15 protein-coding genes and 1 riboswitch are annotated in these 18,018 nt (G+C 63.9%); of the genes, 7 read left to right on the forward strand and 8 right to left on the reverse strand.

The features are described 5' to 3' along the window. Position 1: 1 nt before the first annotated feature. The 4 genes from ACYQML_RS10615 to carB all read right to left on the reverse strand — a co-directional run bounded on the left by ACYQML_RS10615 (position 2) and on the right by carB (position 5,697). The gene (locus tag ACYQML_RS10615; protein WP_311275082.1) at positions 2 to 1,018 is read right to left on the reverse strand and encodes a mitochondrial fission ELM1 family protein; all 1,017 of its coding nucleotides are present in this window, start codon (positions 1,016 to 1,018) and stop codon (positions 2 to 4) included. A 34-nt stretch (positions 1,019 to 1,052) separates the two neighbouring features. Next, complete coding sequence (locus ACYQML_RS10620; protein WP_461235497.1) at positions 1,053 to 1,589, reverse strand: hypothetical protein; 537 nt, start codon at positions 1,587 to 1,589, stop codon at positions 1,053 to 1,055. A gap of 18 nt (positions 1,590 to 1,607) precedes the next feature. Then, positions 1,608 to 2,084: a transcription elongation factor GreA gene (greA, locus tag ACYQML_RS10625; RefSeq protein WP_461235703.1), complete on the reverse strand. Its 477-nt coding sequence runs from the start codon at positions 2,082 to 2,084 to the stop codon at positions 1,608 to 1,610. A gap of 127 nt (positions 2,085 to 2,211) precedes the next feature. Beyond that, positions 2,212 to 5,697 (reverse strand): carbamoyl-phosphate synthase large subunit, encoded by a 3,486-nt coding sequence (gene carB, locus ACYQML_RS10630; protein ID WP_461235498.1) that lies wholly within the window; start codon positions 5,695 to 5,697, stop codon positions 2,212 to 2,214. 317 nt (positions 5,698 to 6,014) lie between these two features. On the opposite strand from carB, the gene ACYQML_RS10635 reads away from it, so the two are divergent. Further along, a complete protein-coding gene (locus ACYQML_RS10635; RefSeq protein ID WP_461235499.1) occupies positions 6,015 to 6,455 on the forward strand; it encodes a pseudoazurin in 441 nt (146 codons plus the stop codon). A 51-nt stretch (positions 6,456 to 6,506) separates the two neighbouring features. Here the strand turns inward: ACYQML_RS10635 and ACYQML_RS10640 are convergent, their stop codons facing one another. Together ACYQML_RS10640 and carA are read right to left on the reverse strand one after the other, a co-directional pair. Then, on the reverse strand, positions 6,507 to 6,884 hold the full coding sequence (locus ACYQML_RS10640) for a hypothetical protein (protein WP_461235500.1): 378 nt from the start codon (positions 6,882 to 6,884) through the stop codon (positions 6,507 to 6,509). A 199-nt stretch (positions 6,885 to 7,083) separates the two neighbouring features. Beyond that, positions 7,084 to 8,322: a glutamine-hydrolyzing carbamoyl-phosphate synthase small subunit gene (gene carA / locus ACYQML_RS10645; RefSeq protein WP_461235501.1), complete on the reverse strand. Its 1,239-nt coding sequence runs from the start codon at positions 8,320 to 8,322 to the stop codon at positions 7,084 to 7,086. 205 nt (positions 8,323 to 8,527) lie between these two features. Here carA and ACYQML_RS10650 point away from each other — a divergent pair, with 205 nt between their 5' ends. The 3 genes from ACYQML_RS10650 to rpoD all read left to right on the forward strand — a co-directional run bounded on the left by ACYQML_RS10650 (position 8,528) and on the right by rpoD (position 13,205). Further along, positions 8,528 to 8,989: a GatB/YqeY domain-containing protein gene (locus ACYQML_RS10650; RefSeq protein ID WP_056431113.1), complete on the forward strand. Its 462-nt coding sequence runs from the start codon at positions 8,528 to 8,530 to the stop codon at positions 8,987 to 8,989. Positions 8,990 to 9,084: 95 nt separating this feature from the next. Continuing rightward, positions 9,085 to 11,007, forward strand: coding sequence for a DNA primase (dnaG, locus tag ACYQML_RS10655; protein WP_461235502.1), 1,923 nt, complete (start codon positions 9,085 to 9,087; stop codon positions 11,005 to 11,007). Positions 11,008 to 11,204: 197 nt separating this feature from the next. Continuing rightward, complete coding sequence (rpoD, locus tag ACYQML_RS10660) at positions 11,205 to 13,205, forward strand: RNA polymerase sigma factor RpoD (RefSeq protein WP_056431109.1); 2,001 nt, start codon at positions 11,205 to 11,207, stop codon at positions 13,203 to 13,205. A gap of 140 nt (positions 13,206 to 13,345) precedes the next feature. Here rpoD and ACYQML_RS10665 read toward each other — a convergent pair whose 3' ends face one another. Continuing rightward, entirely contained in the window at positions 13,346 to 13,735 is a 390-nt protein-coding gene (locus ACYQML_RS10665) for a hypothetical protein (RefSeq protein ID WP_082469953.1), read from the reverse strand. A gap of 162 nt (positions 13,736 to 13,897) precedes the next feature. Here ACYQML_RS10665 and ACYQML_RS10670 point away from each other — a divergent pair, with 162 nt between their 5' ends. After that, entirely contained in the window at positions 13,898 to 15,148 is a 1,251-nt protein-coding gene (locus ACYQML_RS10670; RefSeq protein WP_461235503.1) for an adenylate/guanylate cyclase domain-containing protein, read from the forward strand. Here the strand turns inward: ACYQML_RS10670 and ACYQML_RS10675 are convergent. Beyond that, positions 15,115 to 16,128: an IS110 family RNA-guided transposase gene (locus ACYQML_RS10675; protein WP_461235504.1), complete on the reverse strand. Its 1,014-nt coding sequence runs from the start codon at positions 16,126 to 16,128 to the stop codon at positions 15,115 to 15,117. The two genes, ACYQML_RS10670 and ACYQML_RS10675, sit on opposite strands and share 34 nt — an antisense overlap. Positions 16,129 to 16,379: 251 nt before the next feature. Continuing rightward, a riboswitch (TPP riboswitch) is annotated at positions 16,380 to 16,510 on the forward strand. A 74-nt stretch (positions 16,511 to 16,584) separates the two neighbouring features. Here ACYQML_RS10675 and thiO point away from each other — a divergent pair. Both thiO and thiS read left to right on the forward strand, forming a co-directional pair. Beyond that, positions 16,585 to 17,805, forward strand: a complete 1,221-nt coding sequence (gene thiO / locus ACYQML_RS10680; RefSeq protein ID WP_461235505.1) for a glycine oxidase ThiO — start codon at positions 16,585 to 16,587, stop codon at positions 17,803 to 17,805. Beyond that, complete coding sequence (thiS, locus tag ACYQML_RS10685; protein ID WP_461235506.1) at positions 17,802 to 18,014, forward strand: sulfur carrier protein ThiS; 213 nt, start codon at positions 17,802 to 17,804, stop codon at positions 18,012 to 18,014. Before thiO ends, thiS begins: the two co-directional genes overlap by 4 nt. Positions 18,015 to 18,018 lie beyond the last annotated feature (4 nt).

The following is an 18,018-nucleotide window of genomic DNA, read 5'->3' on the forward strand; positions in this document are numbered from 1 at the left end:
CCTACGGCCGCGACGCAGGTGCGAACCCGGCGCGGTGCTCGATATAGGCGCGGGCCATAGCTTCTGCGATGGTCGGCGTCGCGTCGAGGGGGGTGTAATGCAACTCTTCCAGACGGCCGGTGAAGGGCTTCAGCGCGCCCGCCATGGCCAGCCCGGCGAATAGCCGCCGGTGCCGGATGTAGGTTTTCGGGAGATCGAAGAGAAGCACCGGCGCGCCGGTGCTCACCGCTTCCCCCACCATATTGGCCGAATCCGACGTGACCACGATGGCGTCGGCGAGCGCCAGCAGCGACACGTAGGGGTTCGCCCCCGTACCGTCCCAGAAGAATCCCTGTTTCTCTTCAACGAGGCGCTGCAAGGCCGAACGCAGTGGCGACGGCGTGCGGCGGGACACCGTGAGCATGAGCGACGCACCGCCATCGGCCAGCTTCGTCAGATGGGCGAGAAGCCGCTTCATGTCGGTCGTACGGTAGCTCAGATGGCGGCTGTCACCCCCGATCAATACCGCTACGCGAGGCTTCGAAAGATGGGTCAGACGGGGGTCGGATGAGCGGCGTGCAGCCGCCAAACGTGCCGCCGTCACCTGGTGCGGCGCCGTCAGCGTGGTGAGCACGTTCGGCCCGCGAAGATCGTCGTAATCCGGTACCCAGATGAAATTCGCAGTGTCGTGGCCTGTCCGCGGATCCTTCAGGAAGGCCGTAAAGGTCTGGCCTTTCGACGCTTTTCGGATCGCGCGAAGGTAGGGAACGGCGCGGCGGCCAGAGGCGATCACGATCTCGGGAAAGGGACCGGCCAAGGCACCGCCGCGCTGGCCCGGGCGATCACGCGGGTCGATCGGTCCCCACGGGGCGAGCCAGCCGAAGGGGGGGCGCGGCGAGACGCGGCGGATCTCGTAGTCCAGACCGAGCGTCTCTGCCAGACCGATGCACTGGTTCTCATCGCCGGCCTTGCCGTCCGTAACGATCCAGGCGCCGAGATGAGCGAGTTTTGCGGACACGAGTTCACCAGCAGGTCGCATCACACCGGCCGCTCCCAAGATCGACATGGCTGCGTCAGTTCGACGGGAATGCTCGGCGCAACCAGCCGGCATAGTGCCGAGCTATCGCGGCTACGCGGCGGCGTTCCGAATCCATGTCATACCATGCCCCGCCCGAGCTCGATGGCAGGGCTGAAAGCTGCGGATGCCGGGCAAGCACCTCGCCCCGACGCCCGACGAGCAGGGCTTCGCCATCGAGATAGTCGGATTGCGAGCCGCCACCAAAGCCGCTGCGGCCGCCTTCGCTGCCGATATAGGGACGTAGCGAAAGGCTCTTGATCCTCACCACCAGAACCGGTCCGGTCCCGCCGAGCCTGTCGGCAAATTCCTGATTCAACGCAGTCAGGAGATCCCCGCGAAGCGCCTCCGCGGGGGCACCGCCGCCCTGAGCCAGCAAAGGCCCCACATCCACACGGATGGCCGACAGTTTCGAACTACCGAAGGACGAAAGCCCTTGGGCGAGGGTCGGCGCGGCCATAGCGAGAAGAGCGGCGATAGCGATCGCCGCTCTCTGCAGGATCCTGACTGAAAGGCGGCATGCCGCCGGCTTCATGATGAGATCTCTCCGGCGTCAGATGCCGTACTGGACCGCGACCACTTCGTAGGACTTGCCGCCACCGGGCGTCGTCACCTCTACGGTGTCGCCAACGCCCTTACCGATGAGAGCGCGAGCGATCGGGGAGGTGATCGAGACGAGACCCGAACGGACATCTGCCTCGGGCTCACCAACGAGCTGGTAGGTCTTCTCTTCCTCGGTATCCTCGTCCACCAGTTTCACGGTGGCGCCGAACTTGATCTTGGTGCCGGACAGCTTGGTCACGTCAATCACCTCGGCCCGGGCGATCATGCTCTCGAGCTCCATGACGCGGCCCTCGTTGTGGGACTGCGCTTCCTTGGCGGCATGATACTCAGCATTTTCCGAGAGGTCGCCGAGCGCGCGCGCTTCAGAGATGGCCTGGATGATGCGCTGACGCTCCACCTGCTGGCGATGCTTCAGCTCGGCTTCCAGCGCAGCGAACCCGCGCACCGTCATCGGAACCTTGTCTATCGTCATCGTCTCGCGCCACAATGAATAGGCCCGGTCGGGAGCGGAATGCTCCCTCCGGGCCAGAGTAAGATGGTCTTGAAGCCTTGGCACCTGCTACGTCCATTCAAGTCGGACGCAGCATCAAATGTTAGGCCGCGAAGTATTCCTGCAAAGCGCGGACTTGGAGATCACCTTCGAGATAGGCCTTGATCCCCTCGGCCGCTGCCATCGCTCCGGCTAGAGTGGTGTAGTACGGGACTTTATGCAAGAGGGCCGCCCTGCGCAGGGAGCGCGAGTCCGAGAGTGCGCCTGCGCCTTCCGTCGTGTTGAACACCAGCTGGATGTCGCCGTTCTTGATCGAATCGACCACGTGAGGCCGGCCTTCCAGCACCTTGTTCACCCGCTCCGTGGGGACTCCGTTCTCCAGGAGGTAGCGCTGCGTCCCGCTGGTGGCGACGATGACGAAACCGGCCTCCGACAACTCCCGGATGGCCGGCAGGATGCGGGCCTTGTCGGCGTCACGGACCGAAACGAACACCGCGCCGCTTTTCGGCACGAGGGTGCCCGAGCCGAGCTGGCTCTTGGCGAAGGCGACGCCGAAACTCGAATCGAGGCCGATGACCTCACCGGTGGAGCGCATCTCCGGTCCGAGCAGGACATCGACGCCAGGGAAACGGGCGAAGGGGAACACGGCTTCCTTGACGGCGATGTGGTCGAGGACCTTGGGCTCGAGCCCGAAACTCGCGAGCGGCTCGCCGGCCATGACACGCGCCGCGATCTTGGCGATGGGCTCGCCGATGACCTTGGCGACGAAGGGCACGGTGCGCGAGGCGCGCGGATTCACCTCCAGCACGTAGATCGCGCCGTCCTTGATGGCGTATTGCACGTTCATCAGGCCGCCGACCTGTAGGGCCAGCGCCATCGCTCTGGTCTGGCGCTCCAGTTCGGCGATGGTCTCGGGCGAGAGCGAGCGCGAGGGCAGCGAGCAGGCGGAATCGCCCGAATGGATGCCGGCCTCCTCGATGTGCTCCATGATGCCGGCGATATAGACGTCCTTGCCGTCGCAGATGGCATCCACATCGATCTCGGTGGCATCCGACAGGTAGCGGTCGAACAGGAGCGGGTTCTTGCCCAGCACCGTGTTGATCTGGCCGGTCTTGTCGTTGGGGTAGCGCGATTTCACGTCCGACGGGATCAGACTCGGCAGAGTGTCGAGGAGATAGTCGGCGAACTGGACCTCGTCGCGAATGATTGCCATGGCGCGGCCGCCCAACACGTAGCTCGGGCGCACCACGAAGGGCAGGCCGAGATCGGAGGCCACGAGGCGGCTCTGCTCGACTGAATAGGCGATGCCGTTCTTCGGCTGCTTCATCCCGAGCTTGTCGAGGAGGCGCTTGAACTGGTCGCGGTCCTCGGCGAGGTCGATGGCGTCGGGGGAGGTGCCGAGGATCGGCACGCCGGCCGCTTCAAGAGCGCGGGCGAGCTTCAGTGGGGTCTGGCCGCCGAACTGGACGATGACGCCGTGCAGCGTGCCGGCCTGCCGCTCGGTCTCGATGATCTCGAGCACGTCCTCCTGCGTCAGCGGCTCGAAATAGAGCCGGTCGGAGGTGTCGTAGTCGGTGGAGACCGTCTCTGGGTTGCAGTTGACCATGATGGTCTCGTAGCCGGCCTCGGTGAGCGCGAAGCAGGCGTGACAACAGCAATAGTCGAACTCGATGCCCTGGCCGATACGGTTGGGCCCGCCGCCGAGGATGATGACCTTCTTGGCGTCGGTGGGCTGCGCCTCGTCGACCACAGTGCCGGCGAAGGGCGCCACGTAGGTAGAGTACATGTAGGCGGTGGGCGCCTTGAACTCGGCCGCGCAGGTGTCGATGCGCTTGAAGACCGGGCGGACGCCCAGCGCCCGGCGGGCGGCACGGACGCTGTCCTCGTCGGTCTTGGCGAGCACGGCGAGACGGGCATCCGAGAAGCCCGCCGCCTTGAGTTGGCGCAGCGCGCCGGGTGTGGTGGGGATGCCGTGGGCCTTGACCCGGTTCTCGAGGTCGATGATCGCCTGAAGTTGCTCCAGGAACCACGGATCGATCTTGCAGGAGGCATGGACCTCCTCGTGGCTGACGCCGAGACGCAGGGCCTGACCGACCTTCAGCAGGCGATCAGGGGTCGGCGTGCCCAACGCCGCTTTGATGGCATTGTGGTCATCGCCCTTGCCGAGCCCCTCGATCTCGATCTCGTCGAGGCCAGTGAGGCCGGTCTCCAGGGAGCGCAGGGCTTTCTGCAGCGATTCGGCAAAGCAACGGCCGATGGCCATGGCCTCGCCGACCGACTTCATCGCCGTGGTCAGCGTCGGCTCGGCGCCGGGGAACTTCTCGAAGGCGAAGCGCGGGATCTTGGTGACGACGTAATCGATGGTCGGCTCGAACGAGGCCGGGGTCGCGCCGCCGGTGATGTCGTTGGCGATCTCGTCGAGGGTGTATCCCACCGCGAGTTTGGCCGCGACCTTGGCGATGGGGAAGCCCGTGGCCTTGGAGGCGAGCGCGGACGAGCGCGACACGCGCGGGTTCATCTCGATGACGATCATCCGGCCGGTGGCCGGGTCGATGGCGAACTGCACGTTCGAGCCGCCGGTCTCCACGCCGATCTCACGCAGCACCGCGAGCGATGCGTCGCGCATCACCTGATACTCTTTGTCCGTGAGCGTCAGGGCCGGGGCCACGGTGATGGAATCGCCGGTATGGACGCCCATCGGATCGATGTTCTCGATGGAGCAGACGATGATGCAGTTGTCGTTCTTATCACGAACGACCTCCATCTCGTATTCCTTCCAACCGAGGACGCTCTCCTCGATCAGGACCTCGTTGGTCGGCGAAGCGTCGATGCCGCGCTCCACGATGTCGAGGAATTCTTCCCGGTTGTAGGCGATGCCGCCGCCGGTGCCGCCCATGGTGAAGGAGGGGCGGATGATGGCCGGGAGGCCGACTTCGGCCAGCGCGATCAGCGCCTGCCCGATGGCATGCTCGCCGTAGCGCTTGCGACGGTCGGACTCGCCCGCGTGCCACTTTTTCTCGAACGCGGCGAGGGCGGCGGGGCGAGCGGCCTCGTCGGTGGAGGTCTCGATCCGGGCGATCTCGGCGAGGTACTTTTCGCGATCCACCTTCTTGGCGGCGGACGCGTTGGCGACGGCCGATTTCGGCGTTTCCAGGCCGATCTTGGTCATCGCGTCGCGAAACAATTGCCGATCCTCGGCCTTGTCGATGGCCTCGGCCGTTGCGCCGATCATCTGGACGTCGAATTTCTCGAGTATGCCCAGCTTCTTGAGCGAGAGGGCGCAGTTCAAGGCCGTCTGGCCGCCCATGGTCGGCAGCAGGGCGAAGCCGCCGGGAAGGACGTGGCGCTCCTTCTCGATGATCTTGGCAACGATCTCCGGCGTGATCGGCTCGACATAGGTCGCATCCGCCATGTCCGGGTCGGTCATGATGGTGGCCGGGTTCGAATTGACCAGAACGATCCGATAACCCTCCTCGCGGAGGGCCTTGCAGGCCTGCGTCCCGGAATAGTCGAATTCGCAGGCCTGCCCGATCACGATCGGACCGGCACCGATGATGAGGATCGTGGAGAGGTCGGTGCGTTTCGGCATCGGGCGCCTTGGCTTGCGGACGCGCGCGTCCGTCAAGCGCGGCGCCACAATCTGGAGCGGGCCGGATATGGACGCGAGCGGCGTGAATGATCGTTAGGGTTCGCGTCTACACGCGGCGGGAGGGTTTTGGAAGAGCGTCGAGAGGCTTGGCGACGATTGTGCCCGCCCCGAATGACCGCTCGTTCGCCACCAAGAATAATTAAACTATAATAACTATAAATTTAAGAAGATGCAAAATATTGCGCCCTAGACGGAGCTGTGTAATTGAGATGATCGGCGCGTTGTCGATCTCGAACAAGACTAATTCGAGGATAAGAATGACAAAGCTAGGAACGCTCATGGGCACGCTGGCCCTGTGCATCGCCTCCGGCCCAGCCGCTTTCGCCGCCGAGATCGCCGTGAAGACCCTCAACAGCGGGCCGGGTGGTCTAATGGTCTTCGACCCTGCCTTCGTGAAGTTGGCGCCGGGCGACAGCATCAAGTTCGTCCCCCAGGACAAGGGGCACAATGCCGAACTGATCAAGGGCATGGCGCCCGAGGGAGCGGAAACCTTCAAGACCGTCCTGGGCAAGGAGGAGGTCGTCAAGTTCGACAAGCCCGGGGTCTACGGCATCAAGTGCTCGCCGCATTACCTCATGGGCATGATCGCCGTGGTGGTGGTCGGCGATAAGCCGGAGAACCTCGAAGCGGCGAAGGCGGTGACGCACAACAAGCTCGCCGCCAAGCGGTTCGAGCCTCTGCTCGCCCAGGTTCAGTGACGTGACGAAGGAGGCGGCGCCAAGCCGCCTCCAACTTCCCGCGCGGTGTCGTCAGAGGCCAATATAGAGGGCGGCCACCGCGCGATCGATGGAGAGATAGAACACGCCGAAGGCCACGGCGGCGGCCGCGGCGAATTCGAGGGCCACGTTGGGCAGGGTCTGCGAGCGGCGCAGGATCTCGCGGCCGAAGAACAGGCTGAGCCAAGCGATCGTGAGGACGACGGGCAGGACGAAGAGGAAGGACCAGGTGCTCTCGATGGTCTGGGTGCCGCAGGCCGGGTCGATGAGCGCACGGATGTTGCGGACCCAGGGGGCGTAGCAGGCCGAATACAGGGCGGTCATCCAGGCGAGAGCGACGGCCACGCCGAGATGGAACGTGAAGACCCGATGCAGGCGCGAGAAATCATCGCGCGCGTCGTCGAACGTCATGTGGAAAACCCCGTGCTCAAGGCAGCAGGACGATCGTCGCGGCGGCGTCACCGTGCCGATCATCGTTGGCTTCGGGGAGTGCCGGTCAAAGCCGGGTTTTTTGTGACAACGAGGGAACCATTTCGCGAATGCCCCGGCGGCGATCCGCCGGAACTAGAGGGATGGGTGCGAAAGCGCCTGACGCGGCGAACGAACGGACCTACGCAGCGCCGGTGGGAGCCGTCTCGGCCTTGCCGCTGCGCATCAGCGCCACGAACCGCTCGAACAGGTAGTGGCTGTCGCGCGGGCCCGGCGAGGCTTCCGGGTGGTGCTGTACCGAGAAGGCCGGGCGGTCGGTGAGGGTAAGGCCGCAATTCGAGCCGTCGAACAGCGAGATATGCGTCTCCACCGCCGTCTCGGGCAGGCTGGCCGGATCGACGGCGAAGCCGTGGTTCATCGAGACGATCTCGACCTTCCCCGTGGTCTTGTCCTTCACCGGGTGGTTGGCCCCGTGATGGCCCTGAGCCATCTTCACGGTGCGTCCGCCGAGCGCGAGGCCCATGAGCTGGTGTCCCAGGCAGATGCCGAAGGTAGGCACCTTCTCGTCCAGAAGCTCGCGGATCACCGGGACCGCGTATTCGCCGGTGGCGGCCGGATCGCCTGGACCGTTCGAGAGGAAGACGCCGTCGGGCTTCATCGCCATGATCGCGGCGGCGGAAGTGGTGGCAGGCACGACCGTGACATCGCAGCCAGCCTCGGCGAGCAGGCGCAGGATGTTGCGCTTCACCCCGTAATCGATGGCCACGACCTTGAGGCCCTCGCCGATTTGGCGGCTGCCGTAGCCGCTCTTCACCGCCCAGGTCGTCTGCGACCAGTCGGACGTCTCGCGGCTCGTGACCGGCGGCACGAGGTCGAGACCCTCCATCGGGGCGAGGGCGGCCGCGCGCGCCTTCAGTGCCTCGCGGTCGAACCGCCCCTCCGGATCGTTGGCGATGACGGCGTTGGGCATGCCGTGGTCGCGGATGAGGGCTGTGAGCGCCCGCGTGTCGATCCCGGTGATGCCGACGATGCCGCGCGCCTTCAGCCAGGCGTCGAGATGGCTCGACGAGCGCCAGCTCGACGGGTTGGTGACGGCCGAGGCGATGACCGCGCCGCGGACGCCGGAGGCGGGGGCCGCGTCGAGGCTCTCCAGGTCTTCGTCGTTGGTGCCGGTATTGCCGATATGCGGAAAGGTGAAGGTGACGATCTGACCGGCATAAGAGGGGTCGGTCAGGATCTCCTGGTAGCCGGTCATTGCGGTGTTGAAGCAGACCTCGCCGTCGGACGCCCCGGTCTGGCCGATGCCGAATCCTTCGAGGATGGTGCCGTCGGACAGCACGAGCAGGGCTGTCGCGAGCGGCTCGGACCAGGGTGCGGGCGTGGAGGATGATTGCGCTTGGGCGCCTTCGTCTTGCAGCATCGTCGCGATCTCGCTTATGTCCAGCCGACCCATCGACGCCGGTGCGACGGCGCGCGCTGGTGGCGCATTGTGCGGCGCTCATAACGAGCGGGCCGTGATGGGGTCAATGTGGCCTCGGCGTTCGACCGGCTCAACCACTTCGATTCGCAGAATCTCGCAATTCGCACACCATTCCCGTTATCGGGACTACTTTCAGGAGACCACCATGCTGCGCGCCCGCCTTACCAGCGACATGAAAGAGGCCATGAAGGCCGGCGACAAGGCCAAGCTCGCCACTGTGCGGATGATTCAAGCCGCTTTGAAGGACAAAGACATTGAGGCCCGCGGTCTCGGCAAAGAGCCAGCCACAGAGGAAGAAATTCTCGCGCTACTGCAGAAAATGATCAAACAGCGCAACGAATCCGCTGGCGTCTATGATCAGGGTGGCCGCCCCGAACTCGCCGAGAATGAGCGGGCCGAGGCTGCGATCATCGCGGGTTATCTGCCCCAACAGATGGATGAGGCCGAGACGAGAGCTGCGATCGAGGCGGCTGTCGCGGAAACCGGTGCGGCTGGTCCTAAGGACATGGGCAAGGTCATTGCCGTGTTGAAAGGAAATTTCGCGGGCCGGATGGATTTCGGCAAGGCTAGCGGTCTGGTGAAGGACGTGCTGAACGCCAAATCCTGACTGATGGGGTTTCAGGGGGGAGCGCGCGTCGAAGCGTTCGGGACTCTTTAAACGCACTGGGCTAGAATGAATCTCTGCGAAGGTTCGGTGCCCCAGTGCGTTACCCACCCCACATTCTCGAAGAGATCAGAGCGCGGCTTCCCGCCTCCGACGTGGTCGGGCGGCGGGTGCGGCTGAAGAAGGCGGGCCGCGAGTGGCGCGGCCTATCGCCCTTCAACTCGGAGAAGACGCCGTCCTTCTATGTGAACGACCAGAAGCAGTTCTACCACTGTTTTTCGAGCGGTAAGCACGGCGACGTCTTCACGTTCCTGATGGAGACCGAGGGCCTCAGCTTTCCCGAGGCGGTGGAGCGCCTGGCCGGAGAGGCGGGGGTGACCCTGCCCGCGCCCAGCGCCGACATGCGGGAGATGGAAACCAAGCGCACCGGCGCTTTCGAGGTCATGGAACTGGCGGCTGCTTACTACGAGGACCAGCTCAAGGGTCGCCTCGGCACCAGCGCCCGCGCCTATCTCGACCGACGCGAACTCGGCCCCGAGATCCGCTCGCGTTTCCGGCTCGGCTACGCCACGTCGGAGCGCTACGGCCTGCGTGATCATCTGGCCGCGAAGGACGTGGACAAGGAGCTGATGGCCGAACTTGGCCTGCTCGTCAGCGGCGACGACATCGCCGTCCCCTTCGACAAGTTCCGCGACCGGGTGATGTTTCCCATCACCGACAGCCGGGGCCGGGTCATCGCCTTCGGTGGCCGTGCGATGCAGGCCGACGCCAAGGCGAAGTACATGAATTCGCCGGAGACCCCGCTCTTCCACAAGGGACAGGTGCTCTACAACCTGCATGGCGCCCGCAAGGCGGCCCATGATCGCGGGACGATCATCGCGGTGGAAGGCTATGTCGACGTTATCGCCATGACCATGGCCGGACACCCGAACGCCGTCGCCGGCCTCGGCACGGCCTTGACGGAGGAGCAGCTGGCACTGCTCTGGCGCCATGCCGACGAACCGATCCTGTGCTTCGATGGAGACGGCGCCGGCCAGCGCGCGGCGTTCAAAGCACTTGACGTGGCCCTGCCGGGATTGACGCCTGGAAAGTCGCTGCGCTTCGCGCTTCTACCGGAGGGGCAGGACCCCGATGACCTGCTCCGCTCAGCCGGTGCTTCGGCCATCGATCGCGTTCTCGAAGGCGCCCGCCCCCTTGTCGACGTTCTCTGGTCGCGCGCTACGGAATCCACGCCAGCGGATACGCCCGAGCGCAAGGCTGGTCTCGCCAAAGGGCTGCGCGAGATGGTCGCTTCGATCCGCGACGAGACAGTGAGACGGTTCTATAAGGATGAGATAGAGGGGCGCCTTCGTGGCCTCTCACCCGCTAGTAGCGGTGGCCAGCGTCGGACCGGTTATGAGCCCCGGAACGGTGGTGTATCGACGTTTCAGCGCAAACCGCGACCTGGTGATCCGCCGCCATCGCCGCGAATCACTACGAAGTTCAACCCGCTCTTCGCTGGATCGACTAATTCCGGCGGGACGGCAATGTTTCGCGATCGTGAGGCTATGATCGTCTCGAGCTTGCTGGCTCACCCGGAATTGTTGGGGATAGAAGCCGAGGATCTGGCAGCGCTGGAACTCGACGATCCCGACGCACAGGCGCTGCGGTCCCTGCTGCTGGACCAGGCCGCAGACGCCGATCAGCCGGATGTGGAGGTGCTGGAAACTCGTTTGCGCAGGGCTGGGCTCGGCGAGGCAGCGATACGGCTCGCCTCCCATGTCCGGCCTGGTGACCGCTGGACGCTCGATCCGCATGCAGACCGGATGCGGCTGGAAGACGCATTGCGTCAGGCCGTGATCTTGCACCGGAAGTCTGGCGCGCTAAATAGCGAGCTTCGCTCTGCCGAGCGCGCACTGGTCGAGGATGAATCCGAGGCCAACTTCGCTTGGCTTTGCGACGTCAAGGAACGTATGGCCGTAGTCGCAGGGGCAGAGGCAGACGCCGACGTGCCAGAATCAGACGATACGGCGGCCGCGTAACCACGACGAAACAGAATTTAGGGTGCCGCTTGCGGCGCATGGTTAACAATCGGTCAAGCGTCGTGCTTGTACACCGAAATATGAGATATCGACGCGGTCGCCTCGTGCGCGCCGCACATCACAGAATGGTGGCGTGGACGACGCGGAGTGAGCCGAACGCTCCCGCTCAACGCGACCAGGGCAACAATAGGCGGAACATGGCGACGAAGGCAACGGAACGGGACGATGCGGATGCTGCTCCTGAGCAACAGACCGACGGACCGCTCCTCGATCTGACCGATGCCTCGGTAAAGCGGATGGTGAAGCTCGCTAAGAAGCGCGGCTACATCACCTATGAGGAGATCAACGAGGTGCTGCCTGAGGGGCAGTCCGATCCGGATCAACTCGAGGACGTGCTGTCGCAGCTGTCCGAGATGGGCATCAACGTCGTCGAGGCCGAAGAGACCGAGGATGCTGGGGGCGACAAGCCCGCCAACGGTGAAGCGTCCGACGATGATGACGCCGCCGAAGGCACGGAAGTCGCCGAGATCGCCCCTACGAAGCCGCTCGCCGTTCGCGAGACGACGGCGAAAGAACCAACCGATCGTACCGACGATCCGGTTCGCATGTACCTGCGCGAGATGGGCTCGGTGGAGCTTCTCTCCCGTGAGGGCGAAATCGCCATCGCCAAGCGCATCGAGGCCGGCCGCGAAGCCATGATCGCGGGCCTCTGCGAGAGCCCGCTGACGTTCCAGGCCATCATCATCTGGCGCGACGAGCTCGTCGACGGCCGCGTGCTCCTGCGCGACATCATCGATCTCGAAGCCACCTATGCCGGGCCGGACGCGAAGAACGCTCCCCAGCTCACCGAGGGCGAGGATGCGGACGAGGCCGAGGCCGAGGCGCCGATCCCCTCTGAGGGCGGCGACGACGAAGACGACATGGAGAACAACGTTTCGCTCGCGGCGATGGAAGCTGAGATCAAGCCGCGCGTTCTCGAGACATTCGACAACATCGCCAACAACTATAAGAAGCTGCGCAAGCTCCAGAACGAGCATGCCGATCTCAAGGCGGGTGGCGGAACGCAGACCTCCGCTCAGAGTCAAAAGCAGTCCGACCTCAAGGATACCGTCGTCGCCGACGTGAAGTCGCTGTCACTCAACTCGAACCGCATCGAAGCGCTGGTCGAGCAGCTTTACGACATCAATAAGCGCCTCATCAGCCATGAGGGGCGCCTCATGCGCTATGCCGAGAGCCACGGCGTCGCCCGCGACGAGTTCCTGCGCCACTACCAGGGCTGGGAGCTCGATCCGAATTGGATGGAGCGTGTCGGCAAGCTCGGTGGCAAGGGCTGGAAGAACCTTGTCGAGAAGGGCGCCAAGCAAGTTGCCGATCTGCGTGAGCAGATTCTGACGCTCGCGTCGGAGACCGGCTTGGAGATCGGCGAATACCGCAAGATCGTCAACATGGTTCAGAAGGGCGAGCGCGAAGCCCGTCAGGCCAAGAAGGAGATGATCGAGGCCAACCTCCGCCTCGTGATCTCGATCGCCAAGAAGTACACGAACCGTGGCCTGCAGTTCCTTGATCTGATCCAGGAAGGCAATATCGGTTTGATGAAGGCTGTCGATAAGTTCGAGTATCGTCGTGGCTACAAGTTCTCGACCTATGCCACGTGGTGGATCAGGCAGGCGATCACTCGCTCGATCGCCGATCAAGCGCGCACCATCCGCATTCCGGTGCACATGATCGAGACGATCAACAAGATCGTCCGGACCTCGCGCCAGATGCTGCACGAGATTGGCCGCGAACCGACTCCCGAGGAGCTGGCCGAGAAGCTGGCCATGCCTTTGGAGAAAGTCCGGAAAGTCCTGAAGATCGCCAAGGAGCCGATCTCCCTCGAAACGCCTATCGGCGACGAGGAGGATTCGCATCTCGGCGATTTCATCGAGGACAAGAACGTCGTTCTGCCGATCGATGCGGCGATCCAGTCGAACCTGCGCGAGACCACCACTCGCGTGCTGGCCTCGCTGACGCCGCGCGAGGAGCGTGTGCTGCGCATGCGCTTCGGCATCGGTATGAATACCGACCACACCCTCGAAGAAGTCGGTCAGCAATTCTCTGTCACGCGTGAGCGTATCCGTCAGATCGAAGCCAAGGCGCTGCGGAAGCTGAAGCACCCGAGCCGCTCCAGGAAGTTGCGAAGCTTCTTGGACAACTGAGGTCGGATCGTTCCGCGTTTCAGGCGACGATCATCTTTCAGAATCTAGAATGGCGCATCCCTCGGTGCGCCATTCTCGTTCAGGGCCTATGACCCGTAAATAAGGGACGCGACGGCTCGTCGGCCTTGGCCACCTACGCGTCAATAGCTTGCCGCACGCGATGGGTCGAAGCCGCGCTTGCGCGAATAGATACTTTCTGCATCCGGCATGATGGCTCCCGCCATAGGATTTACGGGATTGGTGGCCCTGGGCTTTTGCCGAGATGCGTCCGTTCCACAGCCATTGCACAAGGACGCGATAGCCCGTTCACCGCGCCGGGCGATCCGTTCATTGAAGGTTGCCTGGCGCCGGCTGCTGGTTTCGTTCGATTCGGAGAAGCTCGATGTTGTCCGAGCATGAGCCTCGTCGCCTGCTGCAGCCTGCGCGCGGGATGGCGTGTTCGCGGCCGGAAGCGATACAGGCTCGGCCTTTGCCACCCCGGTACACGTCATGGCGATCACGAGGGCGACAACGCGATGTGCGAAAGGCATGGGCTGATCCGATGGTAGAGATAGAAAATCGGCGTCACGATCGGCCGGTGATGGCCAATTCCATATTACCGTGGCACCAATAGGACGACATTTTCGTGGGAACTCGTGACGAACTTGACGGCACCTGTTGTCGCCCCGCCCACCCCGACCCACTTTGGCATCATGCTCGATCTTAGTCCGCCCCATCCTCTGCCGACTGCCGATGCAGACGGGTCGGAGGCGAATGACGTACCGTTCGGGTCGCTCCAGGAGAGTGTCGCCCTCAGGGATTGGCTTTTGAGCGAGGGGGCTCGTCTGCCGCAGGCGGATGATCTTCTGGCCGGGATGTCTGAGCGGTTGATCGCTCTCGGTGTCCCTGTCGATCGCGCATCGACCGCCATCGACACGTTGCACTCCGAGTATTCAGGCGTGGGTCGTTTTTGGACGCGCGAGACTGGCTCGACGGTCCGCTTGTTCCCGCACGGCGATGCATCCGACCGTGCCTATCGAGATAGTCCGTTCTTCACCGTCCACGAGACCGGTGAATGGCTCATCGTCGACCTGAATGACACGAAGGATCTACGGTACTCGATCATTCCCGAACTCAAGGCCGAAGGTTACACTCACTATATCGTTGCGCCGTTGTTCTTTACCAATGGCACGCGTAACGGCATCACCTTCGCAACTCGCGCGGTCGGCGGCTTTCGAGACGAAGACATCGCGATCCTCCGTTTCGTCATGCCCACGCTGGCGGCAGTGATGGAGATGCGGATCGTCAACAAGACGCTGGATCAGGTTCTACGAATTTATGTCGGTGACGAGCCTCACCGAGCTATTCTCTCCGGTGATATCCGCCGGGGGCAAGTCAAGCGTATTCGATCTGCGATTTTTTTTGCAGATATGCGTGACTACACCCAGATTTCGGCAAATATGACACCAGAGGAGGCTGTGGACCTCCTCAATATCTTCTTTGATTGCCTTGTGCCGGCCGTCGAGCGCGAAGGTGGCGAAGTGTTGAAATACCTCGGCGATGGGCTGCTGGCGATCTTCCGCGAACGCGGCGACGACCTTGGCGGAGCCGCTAAAGGCGCACTCATCGCAGCGCGAACGGCCCTAGCCGCACTCGACGAGGCAAATGCCATTGGTCGGTTCGCTCAACCCGTCGTTGCGGGTATCGCTCTCCACCATGGCGAGGCGGCCTATGGAAATGTCGGATCGGGCGCCCGGCTCGACTTCACCGTCATCGGCCGCGATGTGAACCTTGCAAGCCGCCTCGCGCGCCTGAACAAGACGCTTGGAGAGCCGCTTCTCATGTCGAAACCGTTCGTCGATTTCCTCTGGGACGAGTCGGAAGCTCTCGGCGAACACGACCTCGATGGATTCGCCGAACCAATGGGCGTCTATCGGCCCGGGAGAACACCTGTGCCCGTCTGACACGGGTTCTTGTATCCTGAGCAACCATTAGTCTTTTGCCATGGCGTGTCTCTGGCGAGGACGGTGTTTGCGTAAGTGAGGAGCTTTCTGGCGCAGGCGACGAGACTTTTCTGGTGGGATTTTCCGGCGTCCTCGAGGCGTTTGTAGAGTCGGACGAGGGCGTCGTTCCATCGGAAGGCGGCGGGCAGGGCTGCGGCGTAGAGGGCGGTTCGAACGGTGGCGCGTCCTCCCGCGATGCGGCGCTGGCCCTGATGTCGGCCGGAGCTGTGATCGAAGGGGGCGAGACCGGCGAGGCTTGCGGCCTGCTCGCGGGAGAGGTCTCCGAGTTCGGGCATGCGCACGATGAGGGTGAGGGCGGTGCGCGGCCCGATGCCGGGAACGCTGAGGACGAGGTCGAGGCGTCGGGCGAGATCGTCATGGGCGCGCAGGGCGGTGACGAGGGCCTTGATCCGCGCCGCGCGCTCGGCCTTGAGACACTGGATCTCGGCGGCGATGTGCTCGCGGATGCGCGGGTCTTGATAGGCCTCCCGCCGTGTCTCGAGGCGGACGACGTCCTCGTCGATCTGCTCGACGAGGCGCAGGGGCTCGGCCAGGGCGACCAAGCGCGGATCGTGGGCTGGCCTGCCGGGTCCGTGAGCCGCCGTGCAGGCGGCGATCAGTCCGGCATCGATGGCGTCGGTCTTGGCCCGGCGCAGGCGAAAGGTCGCGTAGGCGCGGACCTGCCGGGGCTGGAACAGGACCACGTCGAGGCCCGCCTCGCGCAAGGCAGCGGTAGCCCTGCGCTCATAGCCGCCGGAGGCTTCGAGGCCGACCCGGCCGATCCCGAGACGGATCAGCACCGCGACGAGTTCGGCCCGCCCCTCCCCGGTGTTGGGCAGGCGCCAACGCTCGTCGCATCCGTCGACGGCAAGGTCGAGCCAATCCTTGCCGACATCGATCCCGGCTACGGCCGGACCGGTCTTCGTGCTACTGTTTGTCATCTTCGTCGACCCTGCCTTGCAAGCGAACCACGACGTTCAGGCAACCATCCGGGTTCGATGAAGAGGCCGACCGCGATCTTGCTCAGGAGCAGCCAAAAGGCTCAGGCGCCACCGATCCGACGGCCGACCGCCCCACTCCGGACGGCCATCCGGGGTGGGGCATTCCTCACGGAACACGGCGACCATAATCCAAGTCGCTATTGCAAGGCTCCCCTGGGGATTGACCGAGGCGCGATCGTTACCCACATGATGCTCGTTCCAGGGAGATCCCCGTCAAGGGGCTGAGAAACCGATGAGCTTGGGCCATGAGCCTGGGCGGCGCGGAAATCCTTTGAACCTGAACCGGCTCATACCGGCGTAGGGATTGGACCCCGGGTTTCTCTCGAAGGGAGCTCGGCACGCTTCGGATCGGAGCTGAAGGACACCAATCTTTGCGAAGCATCGCGGAGGTTGTTTTTGAACGTCTCAGCTAACCCGACCATCGGTTCCCGCAGAGCGACGGGTATCGTCATTGATAGCAACGCGTTGCCAACCCGAAGCGACGTCGTCGTTGTGGGCGCCGGATTGATCGGTCTCTCTTGTGCGTGGCGTCTGGCTCAAGCCGGGCTGAGCGTCACGGTCATCGAGCGCGACACCGTCGGCGTCGGCGCGAGCCTCGCCGCAACGGGGATGCTGGCACCGGCTGCGGAGCATGAGCCGGGTTCGGATCCTCTACTGCCTCTGGCGCTTGAGAGCCTGGCACGCTGGCCGGGCTTTCGCGACGAACTCCAAGCCGCCTCGGGTATCAGCATCGACTACCGGGAGGAGGGGACTCTCGTCGTAGCCATCGGACGCGATGAGGTCGACCGCCTTCGATTTCGGCACAACCTGCAGATCCGGTCCGGACTTTCCGCCCGCTGGTTGCCGGGGTCGGAGGTTCGTGCTTTGGAGCCTACCCTACGCCCCTCCGTGACGGCTGGTCTGTTCTGCCCTGACGACCATCAGGTCGATCCACGTCTCGTGATGGCCGGGCTCACCCGCGCCAATCAGGCTGCCGGTGTCACAATCGTCGAGCAATGCGCAGTGGAGGCGCTCGATTGGGTAGGCGACCGGGTCTGCGGTGCCGCCACGTCTCGCGGGCATATCTCGGCGGCGACCCTGATCCTTGCAACCGGTGCCTGGAGCGGCGACGCCAGCCTTCTTCCCGATGAACTCGCTTTGCCGGTGAGACCGTTGCGGGGTCAATCTCTGGCGCTGAAGACTACAACACGGACGGGCAATCTCTCGCACATGGTCTGGACCGAGCAGGTCCATATGGCCCCGAAGGCAGATGGCCATCTCATCATAGGCGCCACGGTCGAGGATTGCGGCTTCGTCCCCGGCGTCACCGCCGGTGGTCTTTATGCGTTGTTAGAGGGAGCGCGTCGGGTTCTACCCGGCATCGAGGAGATGGAGGTCGAGGCAGTCTGGAGTGGTTTTCGGCCAACCTCCGACGACGATGCGCCGATCATCGATACTCTGGCTCCTGGCCTCGTGGTCGCCACCGGGCATCACCGCAACGGATATCTTCTCGCTCCAGCCACGGCCGATTGCGTGGCCGAGCTCGTTACCACCGGCGCGTTGCCCGATATCGCAAGCAGTTTCGGTCTCGCTCGATTCCACCGATCTGAGCAGCGTGAGAGGAGGGCCTTCGCATGAAGATCAGCATCAACGGACAGCCTCGCGAGATCGAGGCCGGAGATGTGTCGGCGCTCTTCCGGCTCGAGGCGGAGCAGACCGGAATTGAGAGCCCGCAGGGCATTGCCATCGCGGTGAACGGCATGGTCGTTCGCCGGCGGGATTGGGAGACGACCGCCATCACGGAAGGCGACAAGGTCGAGATCGTGCGTGCCATGCAGGGCGGATAGCCGG

This window comes from Methylobacterium sp. CM6244 (assembly GCF_054817885.1).